Origin of the sequence: Streptomyces sp. NPDC003035 (assembly GCF_042888285.1) — a bacterium.
Taxonomy (GTDB): domain Bacteria; phylum Actinomycetota; class Actinomycetes; order Streptomycetales; family Streptomycetaceae; genus Streptomyces.
This window is the reverse complement of the sequence record NZ_JBIAPJ010000005.1, coordinates 335,706-362,167: the sequence shown is the minus strand read 5'-3', so window position 1 is coordinate 362,167 and position 26,462 is coordinate 335,706. Positions and strand designations below refer to the sequence as shown.

General features: G+C 70.9%; 29 protein-coding genes and 1 pseudogene. 13 read left to right on the top strand and 17 right to left on the bottom strand.

What is annotated here, in order from left to right; translation table 11 throughout:
• Nucleotides 1–74 precede the first annotated feature (74 nt).
• Both ACFYV5_RS18375 and ACFYV5_RS18370 read left to right on the top strand, forming a co-directional pair.
• The gene (locus tag ACFYV5_RS18375) at nucleotides 75–734 is read left to right on the top strand and encodes a response regulator transcription factor (protein WP_389169342.1); all 660 of its coding nucleotides are present in this window, start codon (nucleotides 75–77) and stop codon (nucleotides 732–734) included.
• Nucleotides 731–1,918, top strand: a complete 1,188-nt coding sequence (locus tag ACFYV5_RS18370; protein WP_389169340.1) for an ATP-binding protein — start codon at nucleotides 731–733, stop codon at nucleotides 1,916–1,918. Before ACFYV5_RS18375 ends, ACFYV5_RS18370 begins: the two co-directional genes overlap by 4 nt.
• A 25-nt stretch (nucleotides 1,919–1,943) precedes the next feature.
• Here the strand turns inward: ACFYV5_RS18370 and ACFYV5_RS18365 are convergent, their stop codons facing one another.
• Nucleotides 1,944–2,711, bottom strand: a complete 768-nt coding sequence (locus tag ACFYV5_RS18365; protein ID WP_355104763.1) for an SIS domain-containing protein — start codon at nucleotides 2,709–2,711, stop codon at nucleotides 1,944–1,946.
• A 150-nt stretch (nucleotides 2,712–2,861) separates the two neighbouring features.
• On the opposite strand from ACFYV5_RS18365, the gene ACFYV5_RS18360 reads away from it, so the two are divergent.
• The gene (locus ACFYV5_RS18360) at nucleotides 2,862–3,554 is read left to right on the top strand and encodes a metal-dependent transcriptional regulator (protein ID WP_389169338.1); all 693 of its coding nucleotides are present in this window, start codon (nucleotides 2,862–2,864) and stop codon (nucleotides 3,552–3,554) included.
• A gap of 450 nt (nucleotides 3,555–4,004) precedes the next feature.
• Nucleotides 4,005–4,856, top strand: a complete 852-nt coding sequence (locus ACFYV5_RS18355) for an alpha/beta hydrolase (RefSeq protein ID WP_355104767.1) — start codon at nucleotides 4,005–4,007, stop codon at nucleotides 4,854–4,856.
• 17 nt (nucleotides 4,857–4,873) lie between these two features.
• On the opposite strand, the gene ACFYV5_RS18350 is transcribed toward ACFYV5_RS18355, so the two are convergent.
• The 3 genes from ACFYV5_RS18350 to ACFYV5_RS18340 form a co-directional block, all read right to left on the bottom strand.
• Entirely contained in the window at nucleotides 4,874–5,263 is a 390-nt protein-coding gene (locus ACFYV5_RS18350; RefSeq protein WP_355104769.1) for a VOC family protein, read from the bottom strand.
• A 41-nt stretch (nucleotides 5,264–5,304) separates the two neighbouring features.
• Complete coding sequence (locus ACFYV5_RS18345) at nucleotides 5,305–6,570, bottom strand: serine hydrolase domain-containing protein (RefSeq protein WP_389169336.1); 1,266 nt, start codon at nucleotides 6,568–6,570, stop codon at nucleotides 5,305–5,307.
• Nucleotides 6,571–6,708: 138 nt separating this feature from the next.
• On the bottom strand, nucleotides 6,709–7,602 hold the full coding sequence (locus tag ACFYV5_RS18340) for an arginase family protein (RefSeq protein ID WP_389169334.1): 894 nt from the start codon (nucleotides 7,600–7,602) through the stop codon (nucleotides 6,709–6,711).
• 199 nt (nucleotides 7,603–7,801) lie between these two features.
• On the opposite strand from ACFYV5_RS18340, the gene ACFYV5_RS18335 reads away from it, so the two are divergent.
• A complete protein-coding gene (locus ACFYV5_RS18335; protein WP_355104774.1) occupies nucleotides 7,802–8,104 on the top strand; it encodes a hypothetical protein in 303 nt (100 codons plus the stop codon).
• A gap of 7 nt (nucleotides 8,105–8,111) precedes the next feature.
• On the opposite strand, the gene ACFYV5_RS18330 is transcribed toward ACFYV5_RS18335, so the two are convergent.
• The 3 genes from ACFYV5_RS18330 to ACFYV5_RS18320 form a co-directional block, all read right to left on the bottom strand.
• Entirely contained in the window at nucleotides 8,112–9,335 is a 1,224-nt protein-coding gene (locus ACFYV5_RS18330; protein ID WP_389169983.1) for a glycosyltransferase, read from the bottom strand.
• Between the two features lie 175 nt (nucleotides 9,336–9,510).
• Nucleotides 9,511–9,756, bottom strand: coding sequence for a DUF397 domain-containing protein (locus ACFYV5_RS18325; protein WP_389169332.1), 246 nt, complete (start codon nucleotides 9,754–9,756; stop codon nucleotides 9,511–9,513).
• The gene (locus ACFYV5_RS18320) at nucleotides 9,753–10,571 is read right to left on the bottom strand and encodes a helix-turn-helix domain-containing protein (RefSeq protein ID WP_389169331.1); all 819 of its coding nucleotides are present in this window, start codon (nucleotides 10,569–10,571) and stop codon (nucleotides 9,753–9,755) included. Before ACFYV5_RS18320 ends, ACFYV5_RS18325 begins: the two co-directional genes overlap by 4 nt.
• An 82-nt stretch (nucleotides 10,572–10,653) precedes the next feature.
• Between ACFYV5_RS18320 and ACFYV5_RS18315 the strand changes: the two genes are divergently transcribed.
• A complete protein-coding gene (locus ACFYV5_RS18315; RefSeq protein WP_355104782.1) occupies nucleotides 10,654–11,064 on the top strand; it encodes a hypothetical protein in 411 nt (136 codons plus the stop codon).
• A 162-nt stretch (nucleotides 11,065–11,226) separates the two neighbouring features.
• Here ACFYV5_RS18315 and tnpA read toward each other — a convergent pair.
• Nucleotides 11,227–11,687 (bottom strand): annotated as a pseudogene (gene tnpA / locus ACFYV5_RS18310) (IS200/IS605 family transposase).
• A 26-nt stretch (nucleotides 11,688–11,713) separates the two neighbouring features.
• Here tnpA and ACFYV5_RS18305 point away from each other — a divergent pair.
• Both ACFYV5_RS18305 and ACFYV5_RS18300 read left to right on the top strand, forming a co-directional pair.
• Nucleotides 11,714–12,931, top strand: coding sequence for an RNA-guided endonuclease InsQ/TnpB family protein (locus ACFYV5_RS18305; protein ID WP_389169329.1), 1,218 nt, complete (start codon nucleotides 11,714–11,716; stop codon nucleotides 12,929–12,931).
• Nucleotides 12,932–13,408: 477 nt separating this feature from the next.
• Nucleotides 13,409–13,837, top strand: coding sequence for a hypothetical protein (locus ACFYV5_RS18300; RefSeq protein ID WP_389169328.1), 429 nt, complete (start codon nucleotides 13,409–13,411; stop codon nucleotides 13,835–13,837).
• Between the two features lie 14 nt (nucleotides 13,838–13,851).
• On the opposite strand, the gene ACFYV5_RS18295 is transcribed toward ACFYV5_RS18300, so the two are convergent.
• The 5 genes from ACFYV5_RS18295 to ACFYV5_RS18275 form a co-directional block, all read right to left on the bottom strand.
• Entirely contained in the window at nucleotides 13,852–14,742 is an 891-nt protein-coding gene (locus ACFYV5_RS18295; protein WP_389169327.1) for a helix-turn-helix domain-containing protein, read from the bottom strand.
• Between the two features lie 33 nt (nucleotides 14,743–14,775).
• Nucleotides 14,776–15,591, bottom strand: a complete 816-nt coding sequence (locus ACFYV5_RS18290) for an alpha/beta fold hydrolase (RefSeq protein WP_389169325.1) — start codon at nucleotides 15,589–15,591, stop codon at nucleotides 14,776–14,778.
• A gap of 75 nt (nucleotides 15,592–15,666) precedes the next feature.
• Nucleotides 15,667–16,047 carry a hypothetical protein gene (locus ACFYV5_RS18285; protein WP_389169323.1) on the bottom strand — a complete coding sequence of 127 codons (381 nt, stop codon included), beginning with the start codon at nucleotides 16,045–16,047 and terminating at the stop codon, nucleotides 15,667–15,669.
• Nucleotides 16,014–16,265: a hypothetical protein gene (locus ACFYV5_RS18280; protein WP_389169321.1), complete on the bottom strand. Its 252-nt coding sequence runs from the start codon at nucleotides 16,263–16,265 to the stop codon at nucleotides 16,014–16,016. Before ACFYV5_RS18280 ends, ACFYV5_RS18285 begins: the two co-directional genes overlap by 34 nt.
• Nucleotides 16,266–16,335: 70 nt before the next feature.
• Nucleotides 16,336–16,779, bottom strand: coding sequence for a subtilase-type protease inhibitor (locus ACFYV5_RS18275; RefSeq protein ID WP_389169319.1), 444 nt, complete (start codon nucleotides 16,777–16,779; stop codon nucleotides 16,336–16,338).
• 547 nt (nucleotides 16,780–17,326) lie between these two features.
• Between ACFYV5_RS18275 and ACFYV5_RS18270 the strand changes: the two genes are divergently transcribed.
• The 4 genes from ACFYV5_RS18270 to ACFYV5_RS18255 all read left to right on the top strand — a co-directional run bounded on the left by ACFYV5_RS18270 (nucleotide 17,327) and on the right by ACFYV5_RS18255 (nucleotide 20,713).
• Nucleotides 17,327–17,875 carry a hypothetical protein gene (locus ACFYV5_RS18270; RefSeq protein WP_389169317.1) on the top strand — a complete coding sequence of 183 codons (549 nt, stop codon included), beginning with the start codon at nucleotides 17,327–17,329 and terminating at the stop codon, nucleotides 17,873–17,875.
• Nucleotides 17,876–17,971: 96 nt separating this feature from the next.
• Nucleotides 17,972–19,351: a hypothetical protein gene (locus ACFYV5_RS18265; protein ID WP_389169315.1), complete on the top strand. Its 1,380-nt coding sequence runs from the start codon at nucleotides 17,972–17,974 to the stop codon at nucleotides 19,349–19,351.
• 26 nt (nucleotides 19,352–19,377) lie between these two features.
• Nucleotides 19,378–19,932 carry a hypothetical protein gene (locus ACFYV5_RS18260; protein ID WP_389169313.1) on the top strand — a complete coding sequence of 185 codons (555 nt, stop codon included), beginning with the start codon at nucleotides 19,378–19,380 and terminating at the stop codon, nucleotides 19,930–19,932.
• A gap of 13 nt (nucleotides 19,933–19,945) precedes the next feature.
• On the top strand, nucleotides 19,946–20,713 hold the full coding sequence (locus ACFYV5_RS18255) for an ATP-binding cassette domain-containing protein (RefSeq protein WP_355104800.1): 768 nt from the start codon (nucleotides 19,946–19,948) through the stop codon (nucleotides 20,711–20,713).
• Here the strand turns inward: ACFYV5_RS18255 and ACFYV5_RS18250 are convergent.
• The 4 genes from ACFYV5_RS18250 to ACFYV5_RS18235 form a co-directional block, all read right to left on the bottom strand.
• Complete coding sequence (locus ACFYV5_RS18250) at nucleotides 20,653–21,366, bottom strand: DUF5701 family protein (RefSeq protein WP_389169311.1); 714 nt, start codon at nucleotides 21,364–21,366, stop codon at nucleotides 20,653–20,655. The two genes, ACFYV5_RS18255 and ACFYV5_RS18250, sit on opposite strands and share 61 nt — an antisense overlap.
• A gap of 211 nt (nucleotides 21,367–21,577) precedes the next feature.
• A complete protein-coding gene (locus ACFYV5_RS18245; protein ID WP_389169310.1) occupies nucleotides 21,578–23,194 on the bottom strand; it encodes a transporter in 1,617 nt (538 codons plus the stop codon).
• Nucleotides 23,191–24,033 (bottom strand): ABC transporter ATP-binding protein, encoded by an 843-nt coding sequence (locus ACFYV5_RS18240; RefSeq protein ID WP_389169308.1) that lies wholly within the window; start codon nucleotides 24,031–24,033, stop codon nucleotides 23,191–23,193. The genes ACFYV5_RS18245 and ACFYV5_RS18240 overlap by 4 nt, the downstream gene beginning before the upstream one ends.
• A gap of 69 nt (nucleotides 24,034–24,102) precedes the next feature.
• Nucleotides 24,103–24,789: a bifunctional DNA primase/polymerase gene (locus tag ACFYV5_RS18235; RefSeq protein WP_355104808.1), complete on the bottom strand. Its 687-nt coding sequence runs from the start codon at nucleotides 24,787–24,789 to the stop codon at nucleotides 24,103–24,105.
• Nucleotides 24,790–25,073: 284 nt separating this feature from the next.
• Here ACFYV5_RS18235 and ACFYV5_RS18230 point away from each other — a divergent pair, with 284 nt between their 5' ends.
• Nucleotides 25,074–26,456, top strand: a complete 1,383-nt coding sequence (locus ACFYV5_RS18230; RefSeq protein ID WP_389169306.1) for a transcriptional regulator — start codon at nucleotides 25,074–25,076, stop codon at nucleotides 26,454–26,456.
• Nucleotides 26,457–26,462: the final 6 nt, after the last annotated feature.

Below are 26,462 nucleotides of genomic sequence, written 5' to 3'. Positions count from 1 at the left end.
GCGAAGGGATGTTTCGCTTCTCTCAGCGGATGGGTTAACGCCGGCGAAACGTCCCTGTCGGATACACAGGGCCCATGCGCGTACTGGTGGTGGAGGACGAGGCGTTTCTCGCCGAGATGATCGCCGAGGGGCTGCGCCGCGACGCGCTCGCCGTGGACGTCGCCGCCGACGGCCTCGAAGCCCTGCGGAAACTCCAGTTCGGGGAGTACGACGTCCTCGTCCTGGACCGTGACCTGCCCGGCATGCACGGCGACGACGTGTGCCGCCGCGTGGTCGAGCAGCGGCTGATGACCCGGGTGCTGATGCTGACGGCGGCGGGAACGGTACGGGACCGGGTCCAGGGCCTCGGCCTCGGCGCCGACGACTACCTGACCAAGCCCTTCGCGTACGACGAACTGCTCGCCCGGGTCCTGGCGCTCGGCCGGCGCGCCCGGCCCGCGCTGCCCCCCGTCCTGGAGCGGGCCGGGATCGTCCTGGACACCGCCCGCCGTCAGGCGAGCCGGGACGGGCGCCATCTCCACCTGTCTCGCAAGGAGTTCGCGGTCCTGGAGGCCCTGCTGCGGGCCGAGGGCGCGGTGGTCAGCGGCGAGGACCTGATCGAGCAGGTCTGGGAGGAGCACACGAGTTACCGCACGAACGCCGTCCGGGTGACGATGAGCAAGCTGCGGGCCAAGCTGGGCGAGCCGCCGGTGGTGGAGACGGTCCCGGGCGCGGGCTACCGGATCGCGTCATGAGGAGCGAACGCGTCCGGCTGACGGCCCTGTACGGCGGGCTGCTCGTGCTCGCGGGCGCGCTGCTCACGGGCGTCGTGTACGTGCTGGTGAAGGAGACCCTGTACTCGTCGATCAGCCTGGCCGTCACCACCGCCGTACCGGCGCAGCGGCTGGAGGACCTGCCGACGTCCTTCCCCACGTCCTTCCCGAGCGCCGTGCCCGCCAGCCCCGGCCCGGTCCCACCCGGAGCGGTCTTCCGTGAACCGCTCGCGATCACCCGGACGGTCAGCGACGCGGCGGAGTCCGCCGCCCTCGAACGGCTCCTGACCGTCTCGGTGACCGTCCTCGCCGTGTACGCGCTGCTCTCCGTCGTGGTCGCCTGGTGGGTGGCGGGCCGGGTGCTCCGGCCGGTCGCCGTGATCACCGAGACGGCGCGCCGGCTGTCGGGCGAGAACCTGCACGAGAGGATCGCGCTCGACGGGCCGCCGGGCGAGCTGAAGCGGCTCGCCGACACCTTCGACGGCATGCTCGGCCGGATGGAACGGCTCGTCTCCGCCCAGCAGCGGTTCGCGGCGAACGCGGCGCACGAGCTGCGCACACCGGTCGCCGTGCAACGGGCGGCGGCCGAGATCGGGCTCGCGGGGGAGCCGTCCCCGGAGCGGGTCGCCCGGATCCGGGCGAAGCTGATCGAGGTCGCCGACGACAGCGAACGGATCATCGAGGGCCTGCTGCTGCTCGCCGCCTCCGACCAGGGGCTGCGGGAGCGGCGGCCGGTGGCGGTGCACGAGGTGGCCCGGGAAGCGGTGGACGCGCTGGCGGGCGAGGCGGCGGAGCGGGGCGTGACGGTCGCGGTACGGGCCCGGCCCCTGACGGTCGACGGCGACGCGGCGCTGCTCGACCGGCTGGTCCACAACCTGGTCGCGAACGGTGTACGCCACAACGTCCCCGACGGCCGGGTGGAGGTCCGTACGGGCCCGGACATCGGCATCGAGGTGACGAACACCGGCCCCGAGGTCCCGCCCGAGACGGTCCCGCTGCTCTTCGAGCCCTTCCGCCGGCTGACGGAGCGGTCCCACGCCCCCGGCGAGGGCGCGGGTCTCGGGCTCTCCATCGTCGAATCGGTCGCCCGCGCCCACGGCGCCACGACGCGGGCCACCGCCAACGAGGGCGGTGGCCTGACGGTCCGGGTGCGGTTCGGCCCCTAGGGGGTGTCCGTAGGCGCGGCCGGTGTCAGTGGCGGTAGAAGATCCGGTCGCCGTACTCCGTCATCACGCGGCCGTTCCACTCGTGGCCGCCGTCGACGTTCCCCGAGCGCAGCAGCGGCGGCTCGATGCCCAGGCGGACCATCTCCTCGGCCGCCGCGGCCATCGTGGCCTGCATCAGGGCGCTCGTGACGACCGTCGAGGCGGGGGCGAAGGGCGCCTCGATGCTCTCGTGGGTGAGTTCGGCGTCGCCGATGGCGATGTGGGAGTCGAGGACGATGTCGCAGTGGTCCTTCAGATACGTCCCCGAGACGTGCCGGGACTTCGTCTCCGTCGCGTACGCCACCGATGTGACGCCGATGACGGTCAGGCCCAGGGCGCGGGCGTTCATCGCCATCTCGACCGGCAGGGCGTTGCGGCCGGAGAGCGAGATGATGATCAGGACGTCCCCGGCCTTGGCGGGCGAGGAGTCGAGGACCGCGCCGGCGAGGCCGTCCACCCGTTCCAGGGCCGAGCCGAGCGTCGCCGGCATGACGTCGACGCCGACGACCCCGGGGACCGCGAGCAGGTTCATCAGGGCGAGCCCGCCCGCCCGGTACACGACGTCCTGGGCGGCGAGCGAGGAGTGTCCGGCGCCGAAGGCGAAGAGGCGGCCGCCGGCGGCGACGGCCTCGGCGATCGCGGTTCCGGCCGCGGCGATCTCCTCGGCGTCCTCGTCGCGGACCTGCCGCAGCAGGCCGATCGCGGCGTCGAAGAACTGCCCCGCCAGCTTGGACTCGCGCGCGCTGTCGCCCATTCCCGAAGCTCCTTGTCGTCGTGTCGCGGATCACGGTGCGGTCTGGACCATTGCCCTGTCAATACCGCCCTTCGGTCAGCACGGCACGGTTGTCGGTGGGATGCGTCAGAATTGGGGCAGGGCCAGCGCACGACTCATCGAGGGGCACGTATGTCCGGACTGATCGACACAACGGAGATGTATCTCCGCACCATCCTCGAGCTCGAAGAGGAAGGCGTGGTCCCCATGCGCGCCCGGATCGCGGAGAGGCTCGACCAGAGCGGCCCCACCGTGAGCCAGACGGTCGCCCGTATGGAACGGGACGGTCTGGTGACCGTCGCGGGTGACCGGCACCTGGAGCTGACGGAGGAGGGCCGGCGTCTGGCGACGCGCGTGATGCGCAAGCACCGGCTCGCCGAGTGCCTGCTCGTCGACGTGATCGGCCTGGAGTGGGAGCAGGTGCACGCCGAGGCCTGCCGCTGGGAGCACGTGATGAGCGAGGCCGTGGAGCGGCGCGTCCTGGAGCTGCTGCGGCACCCGACGGAGTCGCCGTACGGCAACCCGATCCCGGGTCTGGAGGAGCTGGGCGAGAAGGCCGAGGCGGAGTCCTTCCTGGACGACTCCATGGTGTCGCTGGCCGACCTGGAGCCGGGCGTGGACGGCAAGACGGTGATCGTCCGCCGGATCGGCGAGCCGATCCAGACGGACGCCCAGCTGATGTACACACTGCGGCGGGCGGGCGTGCAGCCCGGTTCCGTGGTGAGCGTGACGGAGTCGGCCGGCGGTGTCCTCGTCGGCAGCAGCGGTGAGGCGGCCGAGCTGGGCGCCGATGTGGCCGCGCACGTCTTCGTGGCGAAGCGCTAGTCGGTCTCCGGCGCCTGACACGCCCCTGGCGTACCCCGGCGCATTCCCGGGCCCGTTTTACGGCGGAATCGCCACGCCCCGACTCTCGGCGTGCCACGCTGGGGGGAGCCGTACGGCTGGGGAGGGGTGTGCGATGTCGCAGGCGTCTGGGGCGGTGCGCGGAGAGACAGAGGGCCCCGGCGCCCATGGGCGCCGGGGCCTGTCCTCCCCTGTGCTGACCCGGAGCCCCGAGCTCCCAGGGTCATTCCCTTCGGACCGTTTTCCCCGAGCGGTCCGCCTCCCGCTGAAGATCTCCCCTCGGCGGCGCGCGTCAATCCTTGAGTGCTGTCACTCGAACGAGGGGTGTTACGCGGCAGAACCGCATTTTCGAATATGAGTTCGATAGTCTGGCGGTGCTCGACACGCTCGACGGGAAGCACGCTCGATGGGAAAGAGGGGGTGCCAGGGAACATGGTGCGACGACTCGACGTCACCGGAGCCGGCGGCGTACGCCTGGCTGCCTGGGAGTTCACGGAAGAGCGGGCGGAGACGGCCGGGTCCGGCGTCTTACTCCTGCACGGTCTCATGGGGCGCGCCTCCCACTGGGCGCCCACCGCCCGCTGGCTGGCCGCACGTCACCGGACCGTCGCGCTCGATCAGCGCGGTCACGGCAGCAGCGCGAAGCCCGCCGCCGGCCCCTTCACACGCGAGGCGTACGTCGCCGACGCGGCCGCCGCCGTCGAGCAGCTCGGGCTCGGTCCCGTCACCCTCATCGGCCACTCCATGGGCGCCCTCACCGCCTGGCAGCTCGCCGCCGAACGCCCCGACCTCGTCCGCGCCCTGGTCATCTGCGACATGCGGGCGTCGGCCCTCGGGGCCGCGTCGCAGCGGGAGTGGCAGGACTGGTTCCGCCGCTGGCCGGTCCCGTTCGCCTCGCTCGACGCCGTGCGGAAGTGGTTCGGCGAGGACGACCCCTGGGTCGAGCGGCCCCAGCCCGCCCGCGGCGAGTTCTTCGCGGAGGTGATGGCCCCGCGCCCCGACGGCTGGTACCCGGTCTTCGACCCCGCGCAGATGCTGGCCTCCCGTCAGACCTGGGTCCACGAAGCCCATTGGGACTCGCTCGCCCAGGTCCGCTGCCCGACCCTGGTCGTCCGCGGCCTGGACGGCGAGCTGGGCCGCGCGGAGGCGCAGGAGATGGTCCGCGTCCTGCCCCGCGGTGCGTACGCCGAGATCCCCGACGCCGGCCATCTCCTCCACTACGACCAGCCGGACGCCTGGCGCACGGCGATCGAACCGTTCCTGAACGGCGCCCTGACCTCGTAGCCCGCGCCCGGTGTCCGCTACGTGCTGTGCATGATCTGGATCAGGTTGCCGCAGGTGTCGTCGAAGACCGCCGTGGTGACCGGGCCCGTCTCCGTCGGCTCCTGCGTGAACCGCACCCCGAGCCCGCGCAGCCGGTCGAACTCCGCGGCGACGTCGTCGACGAGGAAGGAGGTGGCCGGGATGCCGTCCCGCACCAGCGCCGTTTTGTACGGCTGCACCGCGGGATGCCCGGAGGGCTCCAGCAGCAGCTCGGTCCCGTCGGGATCCTCCGGCGAGACCACGGTCAGCCACCGGTCCTTGCCGCCCACCGGGACGTCGTGCTTCTTCACGAAGCCCAGCACGTCCGTGTAGAAGCGCGCGGCCCTTTCCTGGTCGTCGACGAAGACGCTGGACAGATGGATCCTCATGGCGTGTTCTCCGGTCGGTCGGGGTGAGTCATCGCTCGGACTCACTCATGGTCCGGCCCGGCGACGTCGGGCGGCGGGACCGGGCGGTCGTACACGTTGTTCGGCGTCACGATCCGGGTGATCGCCCGGGCGAGCAGCGAGCTCGGCTCCTGGCCCTGCGACTCGATGTCCGTGTTGAGCATCAGCACCAGGGTGGCCTTCTGCGAGGGGAGGTAGACCGTCACCGTCTCGTATCCGGGGATGGAGCCGTTGTGGCCGATCCAGCCGCCGCTCTCGAAGATGCCGAGGCCGTAGCCCGTGCCGGGGTGGCCCGTCGGCAGCATCTTGAGGCGCTCGGCCTGCGTCTTGGGGCTCAGCAGTGTGCCGGTGGCGACGATCTTCGCCCAGCGGCGCAGGTCGTGCAGGTCCGAGATCATCGCCCCCGCCGCCCAGGCCCAACTCGGGTTCCAGTCCGTGGAGTCGACGACCGCGCCGCTCAGCGTCTGGTTGGTGTACCCGCGCGGATGCGGCTCGGGGAACTCGTCGCCCTTCGGGAAGAGCGTGTGGCGCAGGTCGGCCGGGCGGAGCACCCGCTTCTCGACGAAGTCGACGAGACGGTGACCGCTGACCTTCTCGATCACCAGCCCGAGGAGGATGAGGTTGCTGTTGGAGTACTGGAACTGCGTCCCCGGGGCGAAGGTGTTCGGGTGCTTGTAGCCGTACGCGAGCACCTCGTGCGGGGTGAACGTGCGCTGCGGATCGCTCAGGAGGTCGTGCTGGAAGTCCGGGTCGTCCGTGTACGGGAACAGGCCGCTGCGCATCTCGGCGAGATGGCGCAGCGTGATCCGGTCGCCGTTGGGCACGCCATGGATGTAGGCGGAGATCGGGTCGTCCAGCCGGATCTTGCCGTCGTCGACCAGCTTCAGGAGCGCGGTGACCGTGAAGGTCTTGGTCTCGCTGCCGATCCGCACGAAGACGTCTGTGGTCATCGGCTTGCCGGTGGCCTTGTCGGCGACACCGGTCGCGCGGACGTAGCTCCCCTTGCCCGGCATCCACAGCCCGGCCACGACGCCGGGGATACCGGCCTGCTTGCGGACGTCCTCGATGGCCTTGTCCAGCCGCGCCGTCAGCTCGGGCCCGAACCCGTCGGGCGGGCAGTCCTCCTCGTGGTACCGGTGCGACGAGGTGCCGGGATCGGTGGTGACGCGTTCGGCGGTGCGGTGCTCGGCGGTGGCGGGGGACGCCACCACCGGGGCCAGCACGGACGCCACGAGCAACGCTGCGGCGAACAGACGGCGGGAGTGGGCGGGGGCGGGGGTACGTCTCATCTGGAGGTCCCTCTTCCGGATCGGGGGCTGGGAGGGCCACGTCACCATCCGACCCCCGGGCAGAGGCCCCCGCCGGGTGCGCCTTCCGCCGAGTCCACTCGTTCGGGCCCGCGCACCGTACGCCGGGCGGCGCCCTCGCTACGGCCGTTCCGTGACCTCGGCGAGCGCACGGCGCAGGCAGGCGACGAGGCGTGCCGCGAGCGTTCCCCCGGGATCGAGGCGCGGGTTGAAGATCGTCACGTCGCAACCGACGGCCCGCTCGTCCGCCAGGGCCGTACGCAGGACGTCCTCCAGCTCCGCCCAGGTCAGCCCACCGGGGATGCGGTAGTCGACGGCCGGCATGACCGCGTCGTCCAGGACGTCGACGTCGAGGTGGACCCAGTAGCCGGCGCGGTCTCCGCCGCCGAGGCGGTGGACCGCCCGGCGTGCCGCCTCGGCGGCGCCCGCGGCGCGTACGCCGTCGAGGTCGACGGCGTGCAGCCCCGGCGGGAGCGGCTGCATCCCGGCCGCGGAGGACTCGGCGGCGTCGCGGAAGCCGAGCGCGACGACGTCCTCGTCCCGGAGCAGCGGCCCGCGGCCTTCGAGGTCGGTGAGCGGCCGGGGCCCGCGGCCGGTGGCCAGGGCGAGCTCCATCGACGCCACTTCCCCGGCCGGCTCCGCCGACGGCTGGTAGAAGTCGGTGTGGCCGTCGAGGAACAGCAGCCCGTAGCGGCCGCGGCGGCGCAGAGCGAGCAGATTGCCCAGCAGGATGCTGCAGTCGCCCCCGAGGACCACGGGGAACCGTCCGGCGTCGAGAGCGCCGCCGACCGCGTCGGCGAGCCGTACGGAGTACCGCGCGATGCCCCCGGGATTGAGCACCCCGGTCACGGCGTCCCGCCGCCCGTCGTACTCCGGCGCCTCGACCCGCCCCGCCCGCACGGCTCCGGGGTGGTCCGCGAGACCGGCCGCGAGCAGAGCCGTCGGCGCCTCCTCCACACCCGACGGCCGCAGCCCGAGCACGGACGGAGCCTCGATGATCGCCACTGCCCGCACGCCCGGCCCTTTCGCCCACCGCCTGATACGCGGCACATGCCCCATGGTGCCGTCGGCATACGGCGCGGGGCGCGCCCAGAGGCCGCACCCCGCGTCCGAATGGCCGCTCCGACGTGCCCGGCCCCCATGACCTGCTTAGCGTCGTCCTGCCGCGCCGCACAGCCCGCGGCGCGCACCCGAGGCGATCGAGAGGAACCCCATGGCAGTCGCGATGCACCTTGTATGGCAGGAGATCACACCCCAGGTGTACGACGAGTCGCGCGCCCGCGTGAGGTGGGAGGAGGACGTCCCGGACGGGTTGGTGCTGCACGCCAGCTGGTTCGCCGAGGACGGCTTCCACGCGATGGACATCTGGGATTCGGAGGACCAGTTCCGGCGGTTCATCGCGGACCGGATCGGACCCGTGATCAAGGGGGAGATGGGCGTGACGAGCGACCCCCAGGTGTCCCTCTCCCCCCTGCACAGGCGCTTCGTCGCCCCGGGCGTCAGCGGCGGCGCCTGAACGTCGGTTACGGCGTCGGGCCCCCATCGGCCGCGTCGAGCAGCAGCTTCGCGGCCACCGTCGCCCCGTCCGTGCGGACCATCCCGGCCACGGCGGTCGCGCGGGCCCCGGCCTCGGGGCTCAGCGCCGTCTTGAGCGCGGCCGAGAGGGACTCGACCGTCGGGGCCGGACCGTCGTGCGCCGCGCCTATGCCCAGGTCGGCCACCCGCCCGGCCCAGTACGGCTGGTCCGCCCCCTGCGGGATCACCACCTGAGGCGTACCGGCCCGGGCCGCGGTCGTCGTGAGGCCCGCGCCGCCGTGGTGCACGACGGCGGCCACCCGGCCGAAGAGCGCCTGGTGGTCGACCTCGCCGACGACGAAGCAGTCGTCCCGGTCGTCGGCCGGGGCCAGGTCGGCCCAGCCCCGGGAGACGACGACCCGCCGCCCCTGGGCGCGTATCGCCTCGACGGCCACCCGGGCGACGTCCTTCAGGGACCCCATGGGCATGCTGCCGAAGCCCACGTACACCGGAGGCTCACCGGCGTCCAGGAACGCCACCAACTCGGCGGGCAGCGGCCGTTCGCCGCTCAGCATCCACGCACCGGTCTGTACGACGTCCAAGCCGCCCGTCCGCCACGGGTCCAGGGTCGGGTCCGTGGCCAGCCACGGCCGGTCGGTGAAGGCGTAGTCGCGGACGTTGTCCACCGGTGGCAGTCCGGCCTCCGCCCGCTGGGTGTTGAGCATCTCGCCGAACATCGCGTCCGCGATCTCGGCGTCCAGCTCCCAGAGCTTCCGGTTGTCGGTCATGTCATCCGGCAGCGGCTGACCTCGCCGAGCGGGCGGTCGACGGTACGGGGACGGCAGGACGACCGGCGAATGGCTCACGTAGACGAAGCGGATGCCCGCCTTCTCCGCCACGGACCGCGCCCCGGCCACGGCCGGCAACGGGCCGGTCGCCACCAGCGCGTCACATCCCTCGGCCGCCGCGGCGACCGTCTCGAACTGCGCGGCCATCAGATCGGCCGCCCGCTGCGCCAGACCCACGGCCGACCCCGGCGCCACCGAGGACACCACCGGGCGCACCGGCGCGCCGGTCGGCACCATCGTCACACCGACACCGGCCAGCAGCTCCACGAACTCCTCGTCCGGAGGCGCGCACACCCGTACCTCTGCGCCCAGTTCCCGCAGGCGTACCGCAAGTCCCGCCATCGGCACGACGCTTCCCCGCGTCCCATACGTCGACAACACCACACGCACGTCGTGACTCCCCGTCCCCGCTGATCAAGTCGATCTTCGACAGTCCGGTGATTCTGCGCCCCCACCTGGGCCTTGCCGCAAGCCCCCCGGCGCGCTATACGTTGAGACCGGACCACCACGCTTCTGTGGATGCACCCGCGCGACATGGCTCAGCGAGGTCGTGATGAGGTCACGCGCGGCGGCCGACCTCCTGGAGGAAGGCGGACCAGGCGGCCGGGGTGAGGCTCAGGGACGGGATCGAGACGTCCTTGGAGTCACGGACGTGGACGGTGTGGGGGCAGGCGGCGACCTCGACGCAGTTGCCGCCCTGGTCGCCGCTGTAGGTGGACTTGGTCCAGGAGATGGCGACCTCGACGCAGGCGCCGCCCTGGTCTCCGCTGTAGCTGCTCTTGAACCAGCTGAGGTCGGTGCTCATAGCTGTCGTGCCACCTGTTCGATGAGTCGTACGGAGTCTTCCGGAGTGAGGGCCTGCGCCCGCAGTGCGCCGTAGCGGGCGAAACAATCCCCGACGTCCGGCTGTTCGCTGAGAAAGTACCTCCCGCCTTGGCCCTCTACATAGACCAATTGGCTGCGACGCTCCTCAGTCTCCAACAGGATGAAGGGGCCGTTGAGGCCCGCATGGATCTCCCGTCCCTCCGGCATGACCTGGATGGTGACGTTCCGCAGCTCCGCACACTCGCGCACGTGCAACAAGTTCTTCCGCAGCACATCCGGTCCACCGAGTGGCTTGGTGAGAGCGGCCTTCTCCAGAACGAAGCTGACCAGCGGTGCAGGCTTGCGGAAAAGGACCTGCTGTCGAGCCAGCCGCGCCGCAACACCGGCCTCGATCTCGTCGTCTTCAAGCGCCGGGACGGCGCAGTTGAAGACAGCGCGTGCGTAGTCCTCGGTTTGGAGGAGTCCAGGGATCAGATGGTTCTCGTACCAGTGGATGCCCGCCGCCTTGGCCTCCTCCAGCAGGTAGTCCTCGAACCACGCCGCCACCCCACTCGCCGTCACCTCCTCCGCGACCTCCAAAAGTGCACCTTGTGCACCCAGCAGCGGGTCCGCGATCAGGACGAAGCGGCCCTTCGCTCGACGCTCCCCGCGCTCGATCATCGCCACCTGGGACTTGGAATATCCGGTCTCCTTGCCCAGCAGATCCTGCGAGACCTTCGCCCGTTCCCGGTAGAACCGCAGCAGTCTCCCGAACGCCTTCGCGGCCCCTGGACTCCCGCTGTTTCCGATGTTCACAACTCGCCTCCCCGAGTGCACAGTCCGACACAAACCGCCTGTGGCCCTGGTCACAGTAGAGCCGTGCCGGAAAGCTGGCGTCATGAATTCGCGCAAGTCACTTGACAGGGTGCCTTCTTGGGTTCCCGCGACCGGGCATGCCCTCCGCCACGCGGGCGTGCACTTCGACGCCGTACGTATCGGCGGGTTCCTCGGGGAGGACGTCGCGTACCGGCTCATGGAGTTCACGGACTTCCACGCCGGGCCGATCGTCCGCGAGGCCACCGGGGAGCGGAACCTGTACTTCCTGCTGCCGCCGCAGACCGCCGCCGCCCACTCCTGGCCGGCCCCCGCGCGGGCTCTGAGCCGTAACGGCCGGAGCGAGGCATTCGTCGGCATCCCGGCGCTCGGCGGCACCACCTGGCCCCTGGACTGGCGCTCGCTGCCGACGCTCGAAGACCCGTTCGTGGACCCGGAGTTGTTGTACGAGATGGTCATCCGTGCTGTACGGTAACCGCGGCATTACGCTCCGTGAGAAGCGGAGCGGCCCTCGGTGGTGCGCCAACACCGGGTCCGAGGGCCTTCACCACTAGTGGAAGAGGACTCCACCAGAAATGCTTCGGCATGCTATCGCGCCCACTCGGCACTGCCGTGGCTAATCGCAGTGCTTCCCCGTCTATGGGGGAGGTGAAGCGATTCTGAGCGCTGCTCTGACCCGCAGGTCAGGACGGACGTTTCTATTGCCGATGTACTGACGGACTATTGACAGCGGAGCCCCGCCTACGATCCGGCGAAATGGGGAGTCGGACCACAGGCGCTGGGCTCGCCAGTAGTGCCGGACCAGTGCCGGGTCCTCCTGGCGGAGCCTGCGGGAGCTGACGCCCTTCAGGCTGTTGACCAGCTTAGAGATGGCGACCTTGGTGGAAAGTTCACGAGCAGGTGGACGTGGTTGTTCTCGCCGTTGAACTCGACCAGAGCGCATTCGAAGTCCTCGCAGACCGCCCGCGTGATCTCCTCCATGAGCGTCAGGTGCGAGCTGCGGAAGACCTTGTGCCGGTACTTCGTCACGAAAACCAAATGCGCGTGCATGATGAAAGCGCAGTGTCTGCCTGTACGAATGTTCTGATGCTCACCCATAAACCTGCCGCGGTACGGTGATCGACATGCAGCTCAGGTATTCCTTCCGGATGTACCCGAACGGTCCGCAGCGCTCTGCGCTGGCTCGGGCGTTCGGGTGTGCTCGGGTTGTCTTCAATGACGCGCTGCGCGTCCGTGAGGACGCCCGTCACGCCGGGCTGCCATTTGTCACCTCGGCCGAGCTGAGCAAGCGGCTCACCGAGGTGAAGAAGACCGACGAACGCGCATGGCTTGGCGAAGTGTCCGCCGTGGTTCTGCAACAGTCTCTCCGAGACCTGGATACCGCGTACCGAAACTACTTCGACGGGTTGAAGGGCAAGCGCCCGCGCATGGGTGCCCCCCGGTTCAAGTCCCGCCGGGACAACCGGCAGTCAGTCCGGTTCACCGCGAATGCCCGCTGGAAGATCACGACCGGGGGAGACCTGTCATTGCCGAAGGTCGGTGACGTGCGGGTCAAGTGGTCCCGCGCCCTGCCGTCCGCCCCGTCCACGGTGACCGTGATCAAGGATGCCGCCGGGCGGTATTTCTGCTCGTTCGTCGTCGAAACCGACGCGAACGAGGTGCCGCTCGAGACGGACGTCCAGGTCGGTATCGACCTGGGTCTGTCGCACTTCGTGATCCTCTCGGACGGCACCAAGATCGACTCCCCGCGATTTCTGCGCCGGGCCGAGAAAAAGCTCAAGAAGGCACAACAGGCCCTCAGCCGCAAGGCGAAGGGCTCCAGTAACAGAACGAAGGCCCGGATCAAGGTCGCCCGCGTTCACGCACGGGTAGCCGACGCACGGCGCGAGTTCCACCACCAGCTCTCAACGAAGATCATCCGTGAGAACCAAGCGGTTACCGTTGAGGACCTGGCAGTCAAGGGACTCGCCCGCACACGCATGGCCAAGTCTGTGCACGATGCCGGATGGTCGGCGTTCGTGAGGATGCTGGAATACAAGGCCGCCCGGTATGGGCGCACCTTTATCAAGATCGGCCGGTTCGAGCCGACCTCACAGGTGTGCTCACAGTGCGGCGTCAAGGACGGACCCAAACCCCTGCACGTCCGCGTGTGGGAATGCGGAGCCTGCGGGGCCGTCCTTGACCGGGACATCAACGCGGCGGTCAACGTCGCCAAGGCCGCCGGACTGGCGGTATCAGCCTGCGGAGCGCGGGTAAGACCTGGAGCAATCCCGGCGCAGCGCGAAGAAACAGGAATCCACCGAGACGGTCAGACGACCGTGGTAGGAATCCCCGCCCTTTAGGGCGGGGATCGGAAGTCAATACTTTGAGTGGAAGTCGCAGTCGCAGAGCGAGCGGGGGCGTTGGGCCACGGAGCAGATGCTCTCGAACGTCCCCCTTACGCGTGAGGAGGCGAACGCCGTCCGGGGTGACGGGTCACCGAGTGCCGGGGGTCCGACCGTCGGTGCTCCGGAGTCACGAAAAGTCGGTGGCTCAAAACCGGTAGAAGAAGACCGGGAGAAGACCTTTCCCCACCCACCCCCCGAAGAGCCGGCCGCCGACATCGAACCGGGCCGGGAGGAAGCGGACCCCACGCCGAGCCCGGAGCCGGACCCGGCACCGAGCCCGAACCCGGACTCCGCAACCCGGAGCCGGACCCCGAACCGGACCCGGGCCCGGACCCAGAACCGGACCCTGCCCCGAAGCCGAACCTCGAGCCCGACCCCGCCTCGCCGCCCGAAGTCGTCGAGGCCGAGCGGCTCCTGCTGTCGCTGCGCCATGTGAACCCCAGCCTGTGGCTCGGTGTCCGCGAGGCGCGAGGTCTGGCCGAGGCGGCGGCGGAGTGGCTCCGGCGGGGCGTCTCCGCCGCCGACATGCGGCGTGCCCTGACCTCCGGTCTGCCGCGTGAGGGCATCCGCTCGGCGGTGGGCTTCCTCCGCCACCGGCTGGCCTCGAAGCTGCCCGCACCGCCCGCACCACCCACCCCGCACGCCACGTCCACGGCCCCCGCTCCAGCGGCCCCCGCCGGGCTCGTCCTCTGCGACGGGCCGGGGGACGACCACGTCTTCCGGCCCGTCGCCGACGAGACCCGCTGCCGCCCTTGCCGTACGCACGACGCCACACGGCAGCAGCAGCAGCAGCCCGACCGGCCGCCCCGCGCGTCCTGGCGGACGCTGGTCGCGGAGGAGGTGGCGGCCGGGAGGGTCTGACGCCGGCCCCTCGGTCAACGCAGGCCAGGGAGGCGTCCGCCACCCCTCACAGGGCTCCGCGTCGGCGATGAAGCCGGCCACGCGACGTCGTCGATCGCGAGCCATGGCGCGACGGCCACCTCCGTGGGAGTGAGCCCGGCCAACGACGTGACCTCGCGGTGAAGGTGGGACTGGTCGACGTAGCCACTCTCGGCGGCCACGCCGGCGGCGGCGTGGCCCGCCGCGAGAAGGCGGGCGGCGTGGTCGAACCGCACCAGTCGGGCGGCGCGTTTGGGTGTGATGCCGAGTTGGGACCGGAAGCGGGCCGACAGACGCTTCCGGCTCCAGCCGACGTCGTCCGCAAGGGCTTCGACCCGCGCCCGTCCCTTGCTGGTACGCATCTGCCGCCAGGCGAAGGCGACCTCCGCGTCGACCGTGTCGACCGTTGGTCGGGTGCCCAGCCGTCGGCCGAGGAGATCCGCCGCGATCGCGAACCGTTCGTCCCATGACGCGGCGGCACGCAGCCTCTCCTCGGCTCGTCCGGCATCGGGGCCCCAGACATCCTTGAGGGACACCACGGCCCCGGTGAGCTCGGTCGACGTGCCGAGCGCCGCGGCCGCTGCGACCGGATCCAACCGGATCTGAAGGCACTCGCCTGCCCGGCCACCTGCCCGGAGATCGCCGGGGAGGAGCCCGACCGCGACACTGCCGCGGACGTCCCGGCCATGGGTGTGGTGGACGAGACCTTCGCCCTCGCTCAGGTCGATGAACAAGGTGACGGAGGGATGCGCGACCATCGCGATGTCGACGGGCGCCGAGGCACGGTGGCGGAACCCGGCCATGCCGACCCCCGGCAGCCGATCTGGGGAGCGCGGAACGGCGATGTCCACGAGCGACCAGTCGAGTGGTGCCCCTGTCGGCAGCATATGGCCAGCCTAGACCTCATCAACTGCGATGGGTCAACGGTCTGTTGCCGCGAAATCGATGAGCAGCTTGCTGGTCGCCTCGGGTGCTTCGAGCATGGGCAGGTGCCCGACGCCGGGCAGTTGCTCGACCCGTGCGTTCGGCACCGCGTCGTACTGGTGCACCGACGACGGCTCCCAGCGGGGGTCGGCGGCGCCGAACACGGCCAGTACGGGCACGGGCACGTCGAGGGCGGCGAGACGCTCGGGCACGCTTCGCTCGGCGATGTACTCCATGTTCCGGCGCAGTACCGTCCTGAACGTGCGGTATGTGGTGCCCCGCATCTCGGCGACCACGTCGTCCGGGACATCCACCGGACGAGCGGCCGTCGCTCCGATCCCCTTGCGGATCATCGCGTCCGAACGCCTCGACCACAGGAGAGGGCCGAACGGAGGCCCCAGCAGGACGCGAAGGACGAGCGGCTGCGGGAGGAGCGCGTCGGAGCTCGGGCCGCAGCTGATCAACGCGATGGACCTCACCAGGTCGGGGCGCTGTTCGGCGAGCGCGGTGGCGACATAGCCGCCGCTGGAGTGCCCGACGGCAGTGACGGGACCGAGGCCGAGGTGGTCGAGGTGCGCCGCTACCCGGCCCGCCTGCGCGGGCACGTCGTAGGACGGCGCGGGCGGTGACTGGCCGCAGCCGGGGAGGTCGACACGGAGGACGTGATGATGACCGGCGAGTGCCGGGACCATCGGGCTCCAGGAGCCGCCCGAGGCGCCGGATCCGTGGATGAGCAGCAGCGGGGGCGCCTGTCGGGGGCCGTCGTGGACCACATGCATTCCATGGTCGTGCTCAACGTCGTACGCATTCATGCGAGCGATGATGCGTGGGCGGTCGATCGGGGGTCTTGTACAAATGTCGTGGTCGAGCTGACGACTGCGGCGGCTCTAGCCGACCCTGGCGAGCACGGCGAGGAGGGCGAGCGTGCCCACGGTGCCGACGGCGAGAGTGCCGTGCAGACACAGCCATCCGAACATCGCGCCGCCGGAAAGGTGCGGGCGGTCCGGCAGCAGCAGCCTGCGGGCGACCAGTGCCGGGATGGTGAGAGCCGCCGTGGACGCGATCCATCCGCCGAGGCCCGCCAGGAGGACGCCTGCCGGACCGGCCTCCACGGACGCTGCGGCCACGACGGCCGGCAGGGTGCTCGTGGCGGCCGCCGGCACCGGGATCCACCACCAGACCTCGCGGCCCGAGACCTCTCGGCCGAGCCATCCGGCCGTGACCAGGAGCGGCATCACCACGACGACCGACAGCAGGGCGCCGAGCACCGCCCGAGCACCGCCACGACCGGCGGCACCACAAGGACCAGGAGGACGAACGTCATCGGGGTCCAGCTGATGCTCGGGGCCCATACCCAGCACGCGATGGCGGCGATCGCGACCTCGGCTGCCAGCACCGTCGTCGACGCCAACAGCACCGCGCCGAACCGGTCCGTCAACCGGGTGAGCGGTCGCTCCGGCACGTGGTCCCGCATTTCTGAACGCATTCAAATCCCCTCCGCCCCGCATCATCCTCCATGCGGGGCGGGGCTGCGCGCGCGGGGTCCGGCGGTTGGATCAGAAGGCGAAGACGGAGGTCCTGGCCATGCCGACGTTCATCTCGCACTCGTTGCCGTACGTCGCGGACCAGCTGACCCGCTTGCCCTCCCAGATGCCGTCGCCGGTGACCGTGACCGGGTCCCACAGGTGCGCGCAGGGGGTGCTGTTGCCCATCATGGTCAGCTGGGCGAACTCCCCGTCGACCGACGCCAGTTCCGCGCAGGCCGACTCGGGGGAGGGGTGGGTGCCGCTGGGCGTGGGGGCACAGCTCAGGGTCACGGCCCTCTGGACCGCCGCCGTCGTCACGGACTCGCCCTCGCCGATCGTCAGGACGAGCGCCGAGGCCGGGTAGAGGCCGGCGGGCTCCGCCTGGGCGAGGCCGGGGGTCGCCGCGACGCCGACGAGGGCGACGCCGGTGGCGAGGGCGGTGGTGAAGGCGGTGTTGCGGAGGACGTAACGCACGAGGGTGTCCTTTCGAGGCGGGTGCGATCTGACTGCGCGCCGGAGTCTTGTCGACGCGGAGCGTGATCGCACATCGCCCGCTCCTTTCCGGCCGCCTGCCCCCACGCAGCCCCGACCGACCGCTCGTTCGGCCAGCTGGGGAGGGCTGCACCGCCCCTCCGGGGGGCGCCCGGCGCCCCCATTCCGAAGGGTGGTGCAAGCCTGAACGACCCCCTGACCTGTGGGGATCCGTAAATTGTTCTGTGTTGCAGCAATCCCGACCGGCCTTGTTCGACCGGAAGGCCCCCGTTCCGCCCGGCCGCGCCGGGTCGCGGCGGGCGATCTTGAAGTCGATCTCAGGGCGGACGCCGTGGCCGTGGGCGTTTCTCGGGAATGTCCAGAACGGCAGTGGCGAAATTCCGACGCGCGAAATGTCGCCACTGCGGGACGGTTTCCCGCCGTGATTCTCCACCTCAGGCCGGAGGCGTGGCTTCCGTCACAGACAATGAAGACCGATGCGCATCGAATATGGCCGAGGTAAACACTCGAACCCAGGGGGGTTAACACCGTGTCACGCACAACCGTATTACGCGCCACACTGATTGCGGCGCTGGCGACCACAACACTGGTCGGCACCGTCTCGTCGGCCAGTGCCGATGGCATCGACCTCGCCGGTAGCGACGCGTACGTCGTCAATCCCAACGAGAAGGGTCTCATCCAGCTGTACTCGACTCCGGAGCCCGGACAGGTTCAGCCGATGAACTGGACTGGCTCGCTCAGCGGCTGGGGTCCGGGAAATTACGAGTCTCGTCACTGGGACGACAACGACTACACGGAGATTCTGTTCACCGGGTGCACCATGTACGGCACAACTGGTCAGTCCGTCGGGGTGAAGCTCTGGCAGGCCGTCCCGTACAGCCTCGACAAGGACATGGGGATGAAGACCTTCACCTGGTGCTTCAAGGGCGCGAACAACACGTCTCGAGGCGAGTGGAACGCGTACTACACCAACGGTGACCAGCGATACTTCACCACCCCGGAACTGAATGGCTCGAGCTCCACCCGGGCCACCGTCTCGGTGCGTGAGGTCTTCGTCGACACGTCGGCGGCCGATTAACGACCCGTCTGAAGTGCATCCGGGTCGGGAGGGCCATTCCGCCTCCCGACCCGCCCTCATGTGAGATCGGTGTGCCACGTGAAGTTTCAAGCCCTCTTGCGTTCCTCGTCCGCCCTTTGGACCGCTCCCGTCTGGGTCGGCATCGTCGTTTTCTACTTCTTCCATGCCCTGCACCTCGAGGACCCGTACGAGGAAGTCATTGCCGGACCTCTCTGGGCGTCGCAGCAAGTGGCCGTCTCCCTGGGGTACTTCTATGCCTTCGCGTACGCCATCACCATCGGTCTCGCGACCTGGGAAGGCGGACGGCTGAGGAAGGACCGGGTGTGGGACCTCGCCCCCAGCCGCGCCCGGTACCGGGTGGCCGCCCACGCCCTCGCCCCCGCCGTCGTCGCCGGGTGGACGATCCTGCTCCTGCCCGTCTTCATGAGACTGATCGAGACCCGGCTGATCCCCACCCCCGTCTCTCTGCTCCCTCTTCTCATGGGGATGGGCATCGTGTGTGCGTACGCCGTCGTCGGCTGCGCCCTCGGCCACATCGCCCCTCGAGTGATCGCCGCTCCCGTCGCCGCCGTCGCCGCGTTCTACGTGATCAGCAAGACCGGCGCGTACAGCGATCCGATCTGGCCCCGGCATGTCTCCGGGCAGCTCGACACCCAGATCGCCTTCGGAGAGAACTACGCCGCTCCCACCGTTCTCGTTCCCTTCCTCTTCTCCGCCGTGGTGGCCCTGGCCGTCGCTGTCTGGTGGATCGGCGGCACACGCCGCTGGGTGTGGCGAATGGTCGCGGCGGCGACCGCGCTCGTGACCATGGCCGTGTGCGCGAACACGGCCTCCGGGTGGGGCATCGCCGCCGGCCCGGTCACGGCCGGCCACGCCGCCGCCCGTTGTGTCGGGGCGGCCCCGCGGGTCTGCATGGCCGAGACGGGAGGCGCGGTCGAGCGGCTCGAGGAGGTACGGAACGAGATCGTGCGCACCCTCCAGAACCTCAAGGCCGCTGGGGTCGACGTCACCGTTCCCGCGACCGTCTCCGACGGTCTGCTGTATGAACGGAACCGCCCAGAGTCGACCTCGTCGACCTGGTGGCTTCCGCTGACGGCCCAGGCGGAGAGGGCCGACGGCGACCTGACCGGCGTCCGCTACGCCGTCCTCCTCGGCTCCGTGACCTTCCCCTGCGCCTTCCCCACGTCCTTCGTCCCCGGCGTCTCCGCCGACTGGGTCGTCAACCACGATGCCGCCATTCTGTGGGCCGCGTACACGGTGGAAGCCCAGGACCCCTATCTCGCGTGGCGGAAGGGGGAGTACCAGCGCATCGCGAACGGTGCCGAAGTCCTGGCGAAGGTGGAGGAGCGCGCCGCGAAGGGCAGAAGTCTGCCCACCGCCGAGGAGCGAGCGGACTGGTTCGAGAAGGAGAAGGCGAAAGCCTGCCGTCTGGCGCCCCCGCCCGAGCAGGCCCAGCGGCAGGGGACGGATTCGTGATCTGGTGGTGGAAAGGACGACGGCTGGTGACCGTCATCCTGCCCGGCTTCGCCGCGTTCACGGCGCTCGCCGCCCTCGCCCACAGCGAGTCCGTGGCATTGCCCGGACTGGTGACAATGGGTGGCAATCTCCTCTTCCTGATGCACGTCACGCCGCTGATCGTGACCGGCACGCTCGCGCACAGCCTCGCCCAACGCCTGGCTGAGGCAGAGGACTTGGCCGCTCGCGCGATCCAGCGTTACGACGTGAGCCTGGCGCTCCTCAGCGTGACGGCGAGCGCGGGGGCTGCCTGGGTCATCGGCAGGCTCGCGCACTCGCCGGCTGCGACCGAGGCCGGTCGCAACACGCTGTTCCTCGCCGGCCTCATGCTGCTGGCCGGGGCCGTGCATCCCCAAGCGGCGACGGCGGCGCCCGTCGCCTGGGTCTTCGTTGTCGCGTTCGTCGGCTACCGCGACTTCCGGCGCCCTTGGCCCTGGGCCGTCACCCTCCACCCTGCCGGCCACCTGCCCACGTTCTTCCTCTGCCTGGCGGTTTTCGTCGGCGGCCTGGCCGCGCTGACCCGTACCCGCCGTCCCGCCTGAAAGGCCCCCGCACGTGTCCCTCGCACTCGAAGCCGTCTCCTACGCATACGGGCGCCGGGCGCCCCGCATCCTTTCCGGCCTCACCTACACCGTCCCGACGGGCCTCACGATCCTCCTCGGCCCCAACGGCGCCGGGAAGACGACCTTGTTGAAGCTCGCTGCCGGAGTGAACCAGCCGACGAACGGCTCCGTACGGCTGGGCCGACTGCCCTCCCGCTCGAAGGAATACCGGACGAAGGTGGCCTGGATGCCCCAGACGATCACCGCCATGACCGGACTCACCGCCCGCGAACAGGTCGCCTATACCGGGTGGTTGAAGGGCATGAGCCGCCGCGCGGCCTGGGACGCCTCCGCCGCCGCCCTGGACCACGTACAGATGCGCGAACACGCCGACGTGAGGACGAAGCAGCTCTCCGGCGGGCAGCTCCGCCGTGTGGGCGTCGCCTCCGCCCTGGTGCACGGCGCCAGGGTGCTTCTCCTCGATGAGCCGACAGCCGGCATGGATCCGACACAGCGACGCGTCTTCCGTGACCTCGTGCTCCGACTCGCCACCGAGGAGGTCCGGGTCCTTCTGTCGACCCACGACGTCGCCGACCTCGCCGAGGAGGCTGACCACGTCACCACGCTCACCGGCGGCAGGATCACCTTCTCCGGGTCCACGGGGGACTTCCTCAGCCACTCTCCCGCGCAGACCCCCGAGGGCCGCAGGGCAGAGGCCGCCTACACGGCTCTCACGTCACTCCCCGCCACCGGGCCCGAGGAAATGCCCCCGCAGAGCTGACCCGTGCGGCCCGTGGCGGAGGCGAAGCCCAGCCAGGTGTGGCGGTTGCCCCACCAGCACCAGCCGACCTTCGGGGCGTTGCGTCGCTCGCGACCGTCGCGCCCCGTGCCGTTGCTGATCCAGATCGCCGGGGTGCGGGCGTCCAGCGCGCCGTTCGCCTTGCGCAGCCGGGAGCCGATGGTCATGAAGCAGCGGTTGCGCTCGAGGGCGGCCGGCTGCTGGAGCACCCAGTGGATGCCTTCGGTGAGCGCCAGCGGGGTGCGGCTCTCCTTGGTGAGGGCGGGCAGCGCCTCCTCCGGGCTCCAGTTGGCCATGTGGTCGCCACGGTCGAGGCCGGTGACGAGATAGAGGGGGGTGTCGGGCAACTCGACGGTGCAGGGAGCGAACTCGTCGACGTCGGGCATGTCGACGACGATGAAGCCGGGCTTGCCGTCGCGGCTGAGCAGAGGTGCGAGGGCGGAGGCGGGGGCGCGGTCCGGATGGATGGCGAGCAGGGCGTCGCCCTCTCCGGGACCGGCGCCCTCGGCGAAAGCACGGAGGTCGTGAGCGGCCATCCCGGCGACATCATGCACACCGAGCTCGATCAGACGCTCCGCCTGGGCGGCGAGCGGTGGGAGAGGGGGCACCGGGAGAGTGGACGAGGTGTCGGGCAAGACACTCCTCGATTCGTGGTGGGAGCAGTGGGAGCAGTGGACCTGGGGTCGAACGAGGCGCCCGGTCGGAACGTTCCGGGAGCGTTCGGGTGGTGTAAGGGTGGGCGGCCTTACGGGACACGGGGTGCGGGCGCCCGGCCGGGACCGCCAGGGGCCGGGCGCCTTCGTAGCCCTCAGAGCCGCGTGTACGCCGCCTCGCTCCAGCCGGCCGTCAGCCCTTGCTCACCGCCGCCAGGATCTCCGGCAGGCGGGACGCCGTCCTGGGGGCCGCCAGCTTCAGGCCCGTCCAGGTGATCAGCGCGCCGTACGCGGCGCCGCCCGGGAGCAGGAGCCAGAGCAGGGACTCCTCGTCCGCGAGGTGGAGGTAGATCGTCGTCCCGATCACCGGGGCGCACAGCAGCGCCGCACCCACCATGCCGCCGAAGATCGAGATCCAGGCGAGGCCGCCCTGCCCCGGAGCGACGTTCTTGTACGCGCTGTCCTGCGGGATCGAGTACGGGAAGGTGGCCGAGGCCACCGCGCCGACCGCGATCATCGCGCCGAGCAGCGCGAGGGCCACGCCCAGCGCGTCCGGGAGCGCCGACCAGTCGCCGCTCACCGCCGCCGTCCCCGCCGTCACCAGGACCGTGAACGGGACGGTGATCAGCAGCAGTGCCAGGGCCCGCGCCCGCAGCTCGGCGTAGGCGTCCGCCGGTGTCGAGATCGTCTGCGCGACCATCCAGAACGCCGAGGTGTCCTGCCCGAACTGGTTGTACATCATCATGCCGAGCATCCCCGAGGCGAAGCAGGCCCAGTAGACCGAGCCCGTGCCCTGGAGCACGTTGAAGATCGGCACGATGGCGCCGATCGCCAGCGAGGTGATCCACGCCGCCTTCGTCTTCGGATCGCGCCAGATGTACCGCAGGCTGCGCTCCATCACCGTGCCCGTACGTCCGCCCGGCAGCAGCCGCCCCAGGAGTCCCGTACCGGCCCGGTCCCGGCCCGACGCCGAGGCCGCGCCGATCGTCGAGCCGTCCGGCGTCGTCATCAGCTTCACCAGGCTCCGCTGCCACCACAACAGCAGCGCCCCCAGGGCGAGCACGGTCAGGAGGAGTTGGCCCGCGGCCACCGCGTAGTCGCCCTCGCTCGCCGAGCCCACCGCCGCGATCGCCGAGGCGGGCGGGAGCCAGCCCGCGACCGCGGCCGCCGGTTCGAGGGACGCGAGGCCACCGGCCCGACTGAGCCGCTGCGCACCGAAGTTGATCACCTGGAAACCGACCGCGATCACAAGCCCGCTCAGGACGGCCAGGTCACGGCCCTTGCGCGAGGTCAACAGCCGTACGTTGGCCGCGGCGACCGCCCGTGACAGCGCCACGCACGCGACGACGACCAGCGGCACGGCGACCACCGCGGCCACCACGCCCGCCGCGCCGCGCGCCAGGGCGAGAGAGGCGCCCAGCGCTATGCACAGCGTGAACAGGGGCCCGACGCCCACCAGCGAGGCCACGAGCAGCGCGCGCACCAGGGGGCGGGGCCGCAGCGGCAGCATCACGAGCCGGGACGGGTCGAGCGTCTCGTCCCCGCTCGGCACGAACAGCGGCATCACGGCCCATGAGAGCGCGAGCACCGCGGTCATCAGCACCACGACCGAGTCCGCGTGCGCGTTGCCCCGCAGCAGCACGAAGCCGAGCAGCATCACCGCCGCGAACACGACCGTGACGACGACAGAGGTGATGTACGCGGCGGTGCGGCCGGCGGACTGCCGCAGTCCGTTGCGCAGCAGCGACAGCTTGAGCCGTACGAAGACCGACGTCAGAGAAGGGGGAGCGGGGGCGGCGGCCGTGGTCATCGGGTCGGACCTCCGAGCCAGTCCAGGGAGTCGCCGGCCGCGTCCCGCCCGTGCGCGCCCACCAGTTCCAGGAACGCGGCCTGGAGCGAGGGCGCCTCGCCCCGTACCTCCGCCAGCGGTCCCTGGGCCCGGATCTGGCCGGCGGCCATCACCGCGACCCAGTCGCACAGCGACTCCACCAGCTCCATCACATGGCTGGAGAAGACGACGGTCGCGCCGGAGCCGGTGTACCGCTCCAGGACGCCCCGGATGGTCTGCGCGGACACCGGGTCGACGCCCTCGAACGGCTCGTCCAGGAACAGCACCTCGGGGTTGTGCAGCAGCGCCGCGGCGAGCCCGATCTTCTTGCGCATGCCGGTCGAGTAGTCCACGACCAGCTTGTGCTGCGAGCCGGCCAGGTCCAGGACGTCGAGCAGCTGGGTGGCCCGCTTGTCGACCTCGGCGCCGGGCAGCCCCCGCAGCCGCCCGCTGTACGCGAGGAGTTCGCGGCCCGAGAGCCGCTCGAAGAGGCGCAGCCCCTCGGGCAGGATCCCGATCCGGGCCTTGACCTCCGCCACCGACTCCGGATCGCGCCAGACGTCGTGACCGGCCACGAGGATCCGCCCGTGGTCGGGCCGCAGCAGGCCGGTGATCATGGAGAGCGTGGTGGTCTTTCCGGCGCCGTTGGGCCCGACGAGACCGATGAACCTGCCCGCGGGCAGAACGAGATCGATGCCGTTCACCGCGATCTGCTGCCCGAAGCGCTTCCACAGCCCCTCGACGCGAACGGCGGGCACCGCACCCGATTCCGGTGCGCCGCCCGCCTGTTCGAACACTTCGTCAAATGCCTGGTCAGGCATGGTCCGTCAACCCCTCGGTTGTCCCCGTAACACGTACGAGCACACCCTAAGGGCCCTGTGGGCCGCCTCTCAGGGGCGACGGGCCCTGGCCGCGGCCGCTTCCCGCCCGCACGCGTACGCGAGGGGGCTGATCAGCTCCTCGGCGTCCGGCAGCCAGCGGTTCGCCGCGGTGGGCCGCCGGGCCCACTGCACGGCGCCGTGCCCGCCGACGCGCGTGGGTGGCGCCGCGACGTAGTGGCCCTCGCCCCGGGTGACCAGGTCGATCGAGGTGGGGGCCCAGCCCAGCTTGCGGACCAGGTCCGGGACCTTGGTCGCGGCACCGGGCAGGACGAAGAAGAGCATCCGGCGGTCGGGCGTGCAGGTCACGGGGCCGAGCGTGAGCTCCATGCGCTCCATCCGGGCCAGCGCCAGGAAGCCCGCCGACTCGGGCACGTCGATCGCGTCGAAGGTGCGCCCCGTCGGCAGCAGGATCGACGCCTTGGGCTGCTTCGACCACATGCGCCGCGCCCCGACGGCGCTGCCGGTGGCCTGGGTCGACCAGTCCGGCCTGGCCGGGTGCGCGCCGGGGGTGGCGCAGCTCTCGACGCCGCAGGAGCAGCGCTCCCTGCCCTCCACGGCTTCCAGCCAGGTCCCGGGGAACACGTCCCAGTGCCGCTCTTCCGCGTACCGCACGGCGCAGTCCAGCAGCAGCTCGCCTCGCTGCTTGGGGATGTGTGCGGCTTCCGTGACTCCGATGGTCTCTTCCACGGTGAACACAACTCCCGCCGTCACCCGGGGTTACGGGCGCGGTCAAGAGCGGTGTGGAGCATCGATCCTGCATGCGGGGCGCATGGGTGCACGGGCGGGGGCGCGCGTGGGGCCGGGGAGCGGCCGGTGGGTAGCCACAGGCGGGGGGTGTCGCCCCGGGCCCGCGGCGCGGGGTCCGTACGGCGGGGCGATGCGTCCGGTTTCGCGTGTTCACATCGGCATTGACCGGATATTTGCCGGGCAGTGATCAGTTCCCATCGAACGCACACCGGCCTCAGGGGGTAGTTGTAGTGATGGCAGCCAGGCCACTCGTCGCACGTCAGCCGAACGAACGGCTGCAGGCGTTGATTCAGGAGGCCGGATGTTCCAACGCCGGCCTCGCCCGCAGAGTGAACATGGTCGGGGCCGAACGCGGCCTCGATCTGCGCTACGACAAGACGTCGGTGGCGCGCTGGCTGCGCGGGCAGCAGCCGCGTGGCCGGGCGCCGGGGATCATCGCGGAGGCGCTGGGCCGCAAACTGGGCCGCACGGTCACGATCGACGAGATCGGCATGGCGAACGGCAAGAACCTGGCCTCCGGCGTCGGGCTGCAGTTCGCACCCACCGTGCTCGGCGCGATCGAGCAGGTCTGCGAGCTGTGGCGCAGCGACGTGGGGCGCCGGGACTTCCTGTCCGGTTCGACGGTGGCGGCCTCCGCGCTGGTGGAGCCGAGCAGGGACTGGCTGATCACGGGCGCGGACCCGCAGGTGGCCCGGGCGGCCGGGGCGCGGGTGGGTGCCTCGGACGTGGAGGCGGTCCGGTCGATGACGAGCGCGCTGGTCGAGCTCGACCGGCGGTTCGGCAGCGGGCACGTCCGGCCGGTGGTGGTGCACTACCTGAACAGCGTCGTCGCCGGGATGCTCTCGGGCTCGTACCGGGAGGCGGTGGGGCGGCAGCTGTTCGCGGCGGTCGCGCGGCTCACGGAGCTGGCCGGGTACATGGCGGTGGACACCGGGCAGCCCGGGCTCGCCCAGCGGTACTACATCCAGGCGCTGCGGCTGGCGCAGGCGGCGGGCGACCGGGGTTACGGCGGCTATGTGCTGGCCGCGTCCATGAGTCATCTGGCCGCGCAGCTCGGGAACCCGCGGGAGATCGCCCAGTTGGCGCGGGCGGCGCAGGAGGGTGCGCGGGGGCGGGTGACGCCGAGGGCGGAGGCGATGTTCTACGCGGCGGAGGCCCGGGGGCACGCGCTGCTCGGGGACGCCCACTCCTTCGACGCCGTCGCGGGACGGGCCGTACGGGCTCTTGAGCGGACCGATCCGGAGTCGGGGGACGACCCGGACTGGATCGCGCACTTCGACCACGCGTACCTCGCGGACGAACTGGCCCACTGCCACCGGGACCTGGGCCGGGCGGAGGCGGCGGCGCGCGCGGCGGAGGAGTCGCTGAGCGGCCATCCGCAGACGCGGGCCCGCCGCCGGGCGATCGGTCTGGTGCTGCTCGCGACCGCGCAGGCGCAGCGGCGCGAGGTGGAGCAGGCGTGCCACACGGGCACGCAGGCGCTGGAGCTCCTGGCCACGCTCCGGTCCTCGCGCGGGGCGGAGTATCTGGACGACCTCAGGGAACGACTGGAGCCGTACGCGTCGGAGCCGGCGGTGCGGGAGTTCGGGGCGCGGGTGGATCTGCTCGCCGCCTGACACCGT

Bases quoted from the DNA above. Each gene is read 5' to 3' on its own strand.
- ACFYV5_RS18375 (WP_389169342.1), top strand. From the start codon at position 75: ATGCGCGTACTGGTGGTGGAGGACGAGGCGTTTCTCGCCGAGATGATC.
- ACFYV5_RS18370 (WP_389169340.1), top strand. From the start codon at position 731: ATGAGGAGCGAACGCGTCCGGCTGACGGCCCTGTACGGCGGGCTGCTC.
- ACFYV5_RS18365 (WP_355104763.1), bottom strand. From the start codon at position 2,711: ATGGGCGACAGCGCGCGCGAGTCCAAGCTGGCGGGGCAGTTCTTCGAC.
- ACFYV5_RS18360 (WP_389169338.1), top strand. From the start codon at position 2,862: ATGTCCGGACTGATCGACACAACGGAGATGTATCTCCGCACCATCCTC.
- ACFYV5_RS18355 (WP_355104767.1), top strand. From the start codon at position 4,005: ATGGTGCGACGACTCGACGTCACCGGAGCCGGCGGCGTACGCCTGGCT.
- ACFYV5_RS18350 (WP_355104769.1), bottom strand. From the start codon at position 5,263: ATGAGGATCCATCTGTCCAGCGTCTTCGTCGACGACCAGGAAAGGGCC.
- ACFYV5_RS18345 (WP_389169336.1), bottom strand. From the start codon at position 6,570: ATGAGACGTACCCCCGCCCCCGCCCACTCCCGCCGTCTGTTCGCCGCA.
- ACFYV5_RS18335 (WP_355104774.1), top strand. From the start codon at position 7,802: ATGGCAGTCGCGATGCACCTTGTATGGCAGGAGATCACACCCCAGGTG.
- ACFYV5_RS18325 (WP_389169332.1), bottom strand. From the start codon at position 9,756: ATGAGCACCGACCTCAGCTGGTTCAAGAGCAGCTACAGCGGAGACCAG.
- ACFYV5_RS18315 (WP_355104782.1), top strand. From the start codon at position 10,654: ATGAATTCGCGCAAGTCACTTGACAGGGTGCCTTCTTGGGTTCCCGCG.
- ACFYV5_RS18305 (WP_389169329.1), top strand. From the start codon at position 11,714: ATGCAGCTCAGGTATTCCTTCCGGATGTACCCGAACGGTCCGCAGCGC.
- ACFYV5_RS18295 (WP_389169327.1), bottom strand. From the start codon at position 14,742: ATGCTGCCGACAGGGGCACCACTCGACTGGTCGCTCGTGGACATCGCC.
- ACFYV5_RS18290 (WP_389169325.1), bottom strand. From the start codon at position 15,591: ATGAATGCGTACGACGTTGAGCACGACCATGGAATGCATGTGGTCCAC.
- ACFYV5_RS18280 (WP_389169321.1), bottom strand. From the start codon at position 16,265: ATGCGTTCAGAAATGCGGGACCACGTGCCGGAGCGACCGCTCACCCGG.
- ACFYV5_RS18245 (WP_389169310.1), bottom strand. From the start codon at position 23,194: ATGACCACGGCCGCCGCCCCCGCTCCCCCTTCTCTGACGTCGGTCTTC.
- ACFYV5_RS18240 (WP_389169308.1), bottom strand. From the start codon at position 24,033: ATGCCTGACCAGGCATTTGACGAAGTGTTCGAACAGGCGGGCGGCGCA.
- ACFYV5_RS18230 (WP_389169306.1), top strand. From the start codon at position 25,074: ATGGCAGCCAGGCCACTCGTCGCACGTCAGCCGAACGAACGGCTGCAG.